Origin of the sequence: Pseudomonas sp. SIMBA_041 (genome assembly GCF_046535095.1) — a bacterium.
GTDB lineage: Bacteria > Pseudomonadota > Gammaproteobacteria > Pseudomonadales > Pseudomonadaceae > Aquipseudomonas > Aquipseudomonas mucoides.
Map to the genome: position 1 here is coordinate 1 of NZ_JAWRXJ010000479.1, position 262 is coordinate 262.

The window sequence follows — 262 nt, forward strand, 5'->3', positions numbered from 1 at the left end:
GTTCAATCTTGCTCAAAGGCGACGAAGAGCTATTCGCCTTCGTAGCCATTCGTTCCATCTTGAACGTGCTTGCGCGTAGATCGCCACTGACAAATGCTGCGTCTATTGAAGCTGACGTTCCGGTGGCTGCGGACCTTGCCCTACCTGTGTCGTTGAACTTCGGAGAAGCACTCCATTCGTTGGACCCGATCAACGTGATCATCGGCGCGAATGGCCAAGGGAAGACACGCTTACTCAGCGGACTCGCGCAGGCTGCCCAGAG

General features: G+C 55.7%; 1 protein-coding gene. It reads left to right on the forward strand.

Annotation, left to right across the window (positions count from 1 at the left end; translation table 11 throughout):
- Positions 1-262 (forward strand): hypothetical protein (locus tag SB725_RS31995; protein ID WP_410923487.1); only part of this gene is annotated, 262 nt, incomplete at both ends.